Source organism: Streptomyces sp. MB09-01 (genome assembly GCF_033794505.1).
Classification (GTDB): Bacteria; Actinomycetota; Actinomycetes; order Streptomycetales; family Streptomycetaceae; genus Streptomyces.
Genome location: NZ_JARAYQ010000084.1, coordinates 24,457 through 30,991, shown reverse-complemented (window position 1 = coordinate 30,991; position 6,535 = coordinate 24,457). Strand labels below are relative to the sequence as shown.

General features: G+C 72.7%; 6 protein-coding genes. All 6 read left to right on the top strand.

Annotated features, from left to right (window positions below; all coding sequences use genetic code 11):
* Window positions 1–88: 88 nt before the first annotated feature.
* The 6 genes from argF to PV721_RS19300 all read left to right on the top strand — a co-directional run bounded on the left by argF (window position 89) and on the right by PV721_RS19300 (window position 6,509).
* Complete coding sequence (gene argF, locus PV721_RS19325; RefSeq protein ID WP_319725947.1) at window positions 89–1,108, top strand: ornithine carbamoyltransferase; 1,020 nt, start codon at window positions 89–91, stop codon at window positions 1,106–1,108.
* 656 nt (window positions 1,109–1,764) lie between these two features.
* Entirely contained in the window at window positions 1,765–2,271 is a 507-nt protein-coding gene (locus PV721_RS19320; RefSeq protein ID WP_319725945.1) for a sigma-70 family RNA polymerase sigma factor, read from the top strand.
* Window positions 2,272–2,371: 100 nt separating this feature from the next.
* Window positions 2,372–2,734: a hypothetical protein gene (locus PV721_RS19315; RefSeq protein WP_319725944.1), complete on the top strand. Its 363-nt coding sequence runs from the start codon at window positions 2,372–2,374 to the stop codon at window positions 2,732–2,734.
* Between the two features lie 84 nt (window positions 2,735–2,818).
* Window positions 2,819–3,193: a hypothetical protein gene (locus PV721_RS19310; protein WP_319725942.1), complete on the top strand. Its 375-nt coding sequence runs from the start codon at window positions 2,819–2,821 to the stop codon at window positions 3,191–3,193.
* 231 nt (window positions 3,194–3,424) lie between these two features.
* Window positions 3,425–4,252 carry an enoyl-CoA hydratase family protein gene (locus tag PV721_RS19305; RefSeq protein ID WP_319725940.1) on the top strand — a complete coding sequence of 276 codons (828 nt, stop codon included), beginning with the start codon at window positions 3,425–3,427 and terminating at the stop codon, window positions 4,250–4,252.
* A 19-nt stretch (window positions 4,253–4,271) separates the two neighbouring features.
* The gene (locus PV721_RS19300; RefSeq protein ID WP_319725953.1) at window positions 4,272–6,509 is read left to right on the top strand and encodes a bifunctional salicylyl-CoA 5-hydroxylase/oxidoreductase; all 2,238 of its coding nucleotides are present in this window, start codon (window positions 4,272–4,274) and stop codon (window positions 6,507–6,509) included.
* Window positions 6,510–6,535: the final 26 nt, after the last annotated feature.

The following is a 6,535-nucleotide window of genomic DNA, read 5'->3' as shown; positions in this document are numbered from 1 at the left end:
GGAGGGCAGGGAGAGGGTCCTGTATATCAATACAGAGGATCGTATAGACTTCCAACATCCCCTGTCACCGTGACGCTGGAGCGACCCCATGGCCACCGACCTCGCAGGCCGCAGTTTCCTCAAGGAGCTCGACTTCACGGCCGCCGAGTTCCGCGGCCTGGTCGAGCTCGCCGCCGAACTGAAGGCGGCCAAGAAGGCCGGCGTCGAGCAGCGCCTGCTCCAGGGCAGGAACATCGCGCTGATCTTCGAGAAGACCTCGACGCGGACCCGCTGCGCCTTCGAGGTCGCCGCCGCGGACCAGGGCGCCCACACCACCTACCTCGACCCCGCGGGCTCCCAGATGGGCCATAAGGAGTCGATCCGCGACACCGCGCGGGTGCTCGGCCGGATGTTCGACGGGATCGAGTACCGCGGCGACAGCCAGGAGGCCGTCGAGGAGCTCGCCGCCCACTCCGGCGTGCCCGTCTTCAACGGTCTCACCGACGACTGGCACCCCACCCAGATGCTGGCCGACGTCCTCACGATGACCGAGCACACCGCCAAGCCGCTGGACCGGATCGCCTTCGCCTACCTCGGCGACGCCCGCTTCAACATGGGCAACTCGTACCTGGTGACCGGTGCGCTGCTGGGCATGGACGTACGGATCGTCGCGCCCCGCGCCTACTGGCCGGCCGAGTCGGTGGTGGCCGCGGCGCGGGAGCTCGCGGAGGGCAGCGGCGCGCGGATCACCCTGACCGAGGAGGTCGCCGAGGGGGTCGCGGGGGCGGACTTCGTGGTGACCGACATCTGGGTGTCCATGGGCGAGCCCAAGGAGGTCTGGGACGAGCGGATCGCGGCCCTGTCCCCGTACGCCGTGACCATGGACGTGCTGCGGGCCACCGGGAACCCGGACGTGAAGTTCATGCACTGCCTGCCGGCCTTCCACGACCTCGGCACCAAGGTGGCCCGGGAGATCCACGAGCGGCACGGGCTGGAATCCCTGGAGGTGACCGACGAGGTGTTCGAGTCGGCGCACTCCGTCGTCTTCGACGAGGCCGAGAACCGCCTGCACACCATCAAGGCCGTACTCGTCGCCACGCTCGGCCGGCCCGCCCGGAGTGACGCATAGTCATACGCCGCGGCGCGTCGGCTCCCTGATCCGCCGCTCCGCTGTTCCCACCTGCCGACCCGCGGCCTCGGCAGGCTCGACCCGCACCTGCGGCAGGGCGAGGGGCGGGCGCTCGCACGCAAGTGCCGCTCCGCCCGGTGCCGGGTGCCGCTCGCCCGTGATGCGGCCGTCGTCGCGCGGACCGGGACAGCGGCGAGCGGAGGCCTCCCGTTCGGGCGCTCGCCGATCGCGCTCCAGGCCGTGTGCACCCCGCCCTGCGGCATATCCGGCGTCGTGCCGCCGCCGGCCCCGCGTCCGCGGACGCCGCGGGCTCCGCGTTTCCGGAGCGCCCTCCCTGACGGGGCCCTCAGATCCCGCAGGCCTTCTGCCGCCCCGTCGTGTTCCTCCCGCCCCCCGTGCCCCGGGGCTGCCTGCCGCTCCCATGGGTGCCTCGGGCGACTTTGCCGCCGATTTCCGCAAGGGGTAGGACCACCCGCAAGGCGGTCCCACCCCCCGAGTCGGCACGTGCGTGGAGGCAACTGGTGACCGAGATTCCTGCCCAGCGAGGCGGACCTCCGCCGCGCGAGATCCTTCGCGAGGCATACAGGGCCGCAGAGTCGAGGGCACTCGTCAGCTCTCGTTTCCGTGCCCTCTCGGACGAGAGCAAGACCCAGGTCATGAACGAGGCGTCCATCTGCGTGCTGGTGTCGCTCGACCAGGCCGACGAGACCCCCGGCCTCGAGGAGGTGACGGAGCTTCTCACCGACGAGATCTTCAACCAGATCAAGATCCTGAACAGAAAGGAGAACCGGCACCGCAGGAACACGTACCCCACTGCCTACTTCGACCACCTCGTCCACGGCGACGGACCCGATGACGAGCCGCCGGAAAACAAGGCCCAGGACGAGGACGGCATGCAGTTCGCCCCGGACGAACTGAAGGAGTTCTGGAACGTGTTCCTCAAGCACTTCAAGGGCCGCCAGCGCGCCGTCCTCGAGCTGCGTTTCAGCGAGGAAGGGGCCTCGCTCAGCGAAGCGAAGATCGCCGACCGGCTCGGAGTCTCCCGGCGGACGGTGCGGACGGCCCTGAAGCGCGCCGAGGAGAAGTTCCCGAGCCTGCAGGAAGCCCTCCGCCCCTTCGGTGAGAAGACCGGCTACATCGACCGTCACGAAGAACCGCGGTAGTTCCGCACATGCGCGGGCGGGACCGTCGCACGGCTGCCACCACAGCGACGGTCCCGCCCGCTCCCCGGCCAGTGAGAGCCAAGTTGGAGACAGGATGCACATGCCGAACGAGGACGAAAACATCGGCTTCGAGGATTGGTTCAGCCGACACCTCCGGGCGTTCCACGCCTGGGCCCGCACGAGGTTCGGCGTCCGAGACGTCGACGCGGAGCTCGACCACGTGTACGCCGAGGTCGCCCGCCGTCTCGCGCGGCGCGAGGAAGCCGCGGCCGACAAGGCCAAGGGGCGGCTTTGGCGCGGACGCCGCGGCCACGGCCGCCGGACACGGGCCGACGGGGGCTGGCAGCTGATCCCTCCCGGTCCCCTCTGGACGGCCCTCCCGGGCTGGCCGTTCGCGGCCGGCCTGTGGATGGCCGTCGGGGCCGCGGCCCTGACCGCGGTCTGCGCTGTGCGGCTCCAGTAGCCCGCACACCATGAAGCCCGCTGCTCACCAGGCCTGGTAACCGAGAGCAGCGGGCCGACGGACATCCCTGTGAAAGGACATCCCATGAGCAGCATGCCCGATGCGAACGGCCCGCAACACCCGAACACCCCGGCGGTCCTGGGCCACACCCTGGAGGACCTGATCGCCGCGGCCGAGCACGAACTGGTCTGCCACAAGGCCGCGGTCGCCCAGCAGGAGACGGAGGTCAGCCGGCTCAAGCGCCGGCGGCGCCGCGCCCGCCGCCGGATCCTGCGCCGCCAGGTGACGCGGACCGTCCGCCCGCTGCTCGGCGTCGCGCTCGGCGTGTGCGGGCTGATCGCCTTCGTCTTCGGCCTCATCGCGTTCCTGACCGGTTCGGACACGATGGACGACTGGTTCACCGTCGGGGTCACTGCCTGGGGCGCGGCAGCCGTCTTCCGCCTCGAACGCCGGCCCTGACGCCCTGCGGGTGCCGGCCCCGACGCCCCGCGGGTGTCGGCCTTGTCGCCCGGCGGGCGCCCTGCCCGCGACCGCCGCACGCGGCGCTCTCCACCGGCCCGGTGGAGAGCCCCGCACGGCGCCCGGGCGCCGACGGGCAGCAGGGCCGGCCGCGGATACCGGCACGATGAACGCCGACACGATGTCGCGCTTCTCTGACGGCAGTCACGATCTGGTGATACCGTCGATCGTGTGAGCCCCTTCACCGGTTCCACAGCAGCGACCGAACGGTGGCACCACCTCCGGGTCACCCGGCAGGACGGCGTAGCCACCGTCACCTTCGACCGCCCCGAGAAGCTGAACGCGCTCACCTTCGGCGCCTACGCCGACCTGCGCGATCTGCTCGCCGAACTGTCCCGCGAGCGTTCCGTGCGCGCCCTCGTCCTGGGTGGCGAGGGCCGCGGCTTCTGCTCCGGCGGGGACGTGGACGAGATCATCGGCGCCACCCTCGCCATGGACACCGCCCAGCTCCTCGACTTCAACCGGATGACCGGCCAGGTGGTGCGTGCCCTCCGCGAATGCCCCTTCCCGGTGATCGCCGCCATGCACGGGGTGGCCGCCGGGGCCGGCGCCGTCCTCGCGCTCGCCGCCGACTTCCGCATCGCCGACCCCACCGCCCGCTTCGCCTTCCTCTTCACCCGCGTCGGCCTGTCCGGCGGCGACATGGGAGCCGCCTACCTGCTGCCCCGGGTCGTCGGCCTCGGCCACGCCACCCGGCTGCTGATGCTCGGAGAGCCCGTACGCGCCCCCGAAGCGGAGCGGATCGGCCTGCTCAGCGAGCTCACCGAGGAGGGCAAGGCCCACGTACGGGCCGCCGAACTCGCCGCGCACCTGGCGTCGGGGCCCGCCCTCGCCTACGCGCAGACCAAGGCGCTGCTCACCGCAGAACTCGACATGCCGCTGGCCGCGTCGGTGGAGCTCGACGCAGCCACCCAGGCCCTCCTGATGAACGGCCAGGACTACGCGGAGTTCCACGCGGCCTTCACCGGGAAGCGGCCGCCCGCCTGGAAGGGCAGGTAGCCGCGTGTCTCCGGGCCCCATGCGGGTCGCCGTCGTCGGCGGGGGACCGGGCGGGCTGTACGCCGCCGCGCTCCTGGCCCGCCAGGGCCACGCCGTGGAGGTCTGGGAGCGGGGCGCCCCGGACGACACCTTCGGCTTCGGCGTGGTCCTCTCCGACGAGACCCTCGGAGGCATCGAGCGGGCCGACACCGTCGTCTACACCGCCCTGAGCGCCGAGTTCGTGCGCTGGGACGACGTGGACATCGTGCACCGGGGCCGGATGCTGACCTCCGGCGGCCACGGCTTCGCCGCCATCGGGCGGCGCCGGCTGCTGCAGATCCTGCACGAGCGCTGCGCCGGGCTCGGCGTCCGGCTCCGCTTCCGCACCGCGGCCCCGGACGTGCGGGACCTCGCCGCCGCGTACGACCTGGTGGTCGCGGCGGACGGGGTGCACAGCGCGATCCGGGCGGCCGGAGCCGCGCACTACGGGCCGACGCTGACGCCCGGGCGCTGCCGCTACATCTGGCTCGCCGCCGACTTCGCGTTCGAGGCCTTCCGCTTCGAGATCGCCGAGACCGAGCACGGGGTCATGCAACTGCACGCCTACCCCTATGCGGCGGACGCCTCCACGGTGATCGTCGAGATGCGGGAGGAGGTCTGGCGGGCGGCCGGCCTCGACCTGTGCGACGAGGACGAGTCCGCGGCCCGCTGCGCCAAGATCTTCAGCGAGGCCCTGCGCGGACGGCCGCTGCGCGGCAACCGCTCGACCTGGACGCGGTTCGACACCCTGGTCAACGAGCGCTGGTCACACGGCAACGTGGCCCTGCTCGGCGACGCGGCGCACACCGCCCACTTCTCCATCGGCTCCGGCACCAAGCTGGCCGTCGAGGACGCGCTCGCCCTCGCCGAAGCGGTGGCCGGCGCGGAAGGCGACGTACCGGCCGCCCTCGCCGCGTACGAGGCGGCGCGCCGCCCGGCGGTCGCCAGCACCCAGCGGGCCGCGGCGGCGAGCCGGGCCTGGTTCGAGGAGCTCGCCGGATACGTCGACCAGCCCGCCCGGCAGTTCGCCTTCAACCTCCTCACCCGCAGCCGCCGGGTCACGCACGACAACCTGCGGATCCGCGACGAGCGGTTCGCGCGCGCAGTGGAACGCGACTTCGGCTGCCCGGACGAGCACACCCCGCCGATGTTCACCCCCCTCACCCTGCGCGGCCTGACCCTGCGCAACCGGGTCGTCGTCTCCCCGATGGACATGTACTCGGCCGTGGACGGAATCCCGGGCGACTTCCACCTCGTGCACCTGGGCGCCCGGGCCCTCGGCGGGGCCGCCCTGGTGATGACGGAGATGGTCTGCGTGTCCGCCGAGGGCCGGATCACCCCCGGCTGCGCCGGCCTCTACACCCAGGAACAGGCGGAGGCCTGGCGGCGGATCGCCGATTTCGTCCACACCTCCGCACCCGGCACCGCGCTCGGCGTCCAGCTCGGGCACGCGGGCCGCAAGGGCTCCACGCGGGTGATGTGGGAGGGCATGGACGACCCCCTCCCGGAGGGCAACTGGCCGCTGGTGGCCGCCTCCGAGCTGCCCTACCGGCCGGGCGTCTCGGCGCTCCCGCGCGCCCTCGGCCAGGCCGACCTGGTGGCGCTGCGCTCCGAGTTCGCGGCCGCCGCCGTGCGCGCCGCCGACAGCGGGTTCGACCTGCTGGAACTGCACTGCGCCCACGGCTACCTGCTCTCCGGATTCCTCTCACCGCTGACCAACCACCGCACCGACGCCTACGGCGGCGCCCTGGAGAACCGCCTGCGCTTCCCGCTGGAGGTCTTCGACGCGGTCCGCGAGGTCTGGCCCGAGGACCGCCCGATGACCGTCCGCCTCTCGGCGACCGACTGGGCGCCCGGCGGCACCACGCCCGAGGAGGCGGTGCGGATCGCCGCCGCCTTCGCCGCCCACGGAGCCGACGCCATCGACGTCTCGACCGGACAGGTGGTCGCGGACGAGGCCCCCGAGTACGGACGCTCGTACCAGACCCCGTACGCCGACCGGATCCGCAACGCCCTCGGCGTCCCCGTGATCGCGGTCGGCGCCATCTCCTCCTGGGACGACGTGAACTCCCTGCTGCTGGCCGGCCGCGCCGACCTCTGCGCGCTCGGCCGCCCCCACCTCTACGACCCCCACTGGAGCCTGCACGCGGCCGCCGACCAGTCCTACGAAGGCCCGGGCGCCCCCTGGCCGGCCCCGTACCGCGCGGGCAGCCGCAAACCACCGACGGGGCGCGGCTAGCCCTCCCGATCGTGCACTGGTCCGGC

Coding starts and splice junctions, on each gene's coding strand:
- argF (WP_319725947.1), top strand. CDS start 89: ATGGCCACCGACCTCGCAGGCCGCAGTTTCCTCAAGGAGCTCGACTTC.
- PV721_RS19320 (WP_319725945.1), top strand. CDS start 1,765: ATGAACGAGGCGTCCATCTGCGTGCTGGTGTCGCTCGACCAGGCCGAC.
- PV721_RS19315 (WP_319725944.1), top strand. CDS start 2,372: ATGCCGAACGAGGACGAAAACATCGGCTTCGAGGATTGGTTCAGCCGA.
- PV721_RS19310 (WP_319725942.1), top strand. CDS start 2,819: ATGAGCAGCATGCCCGATGCGAACGGCCCGCAACACCCGAACACCCCG.
- PV721_RS19300 (WP_319725953.1), top strand. CDS start 4,272: ATGCGGGTCGCCGTCGTCGGCGGGGGACCGGGCGGGCTGTACGCCGCC.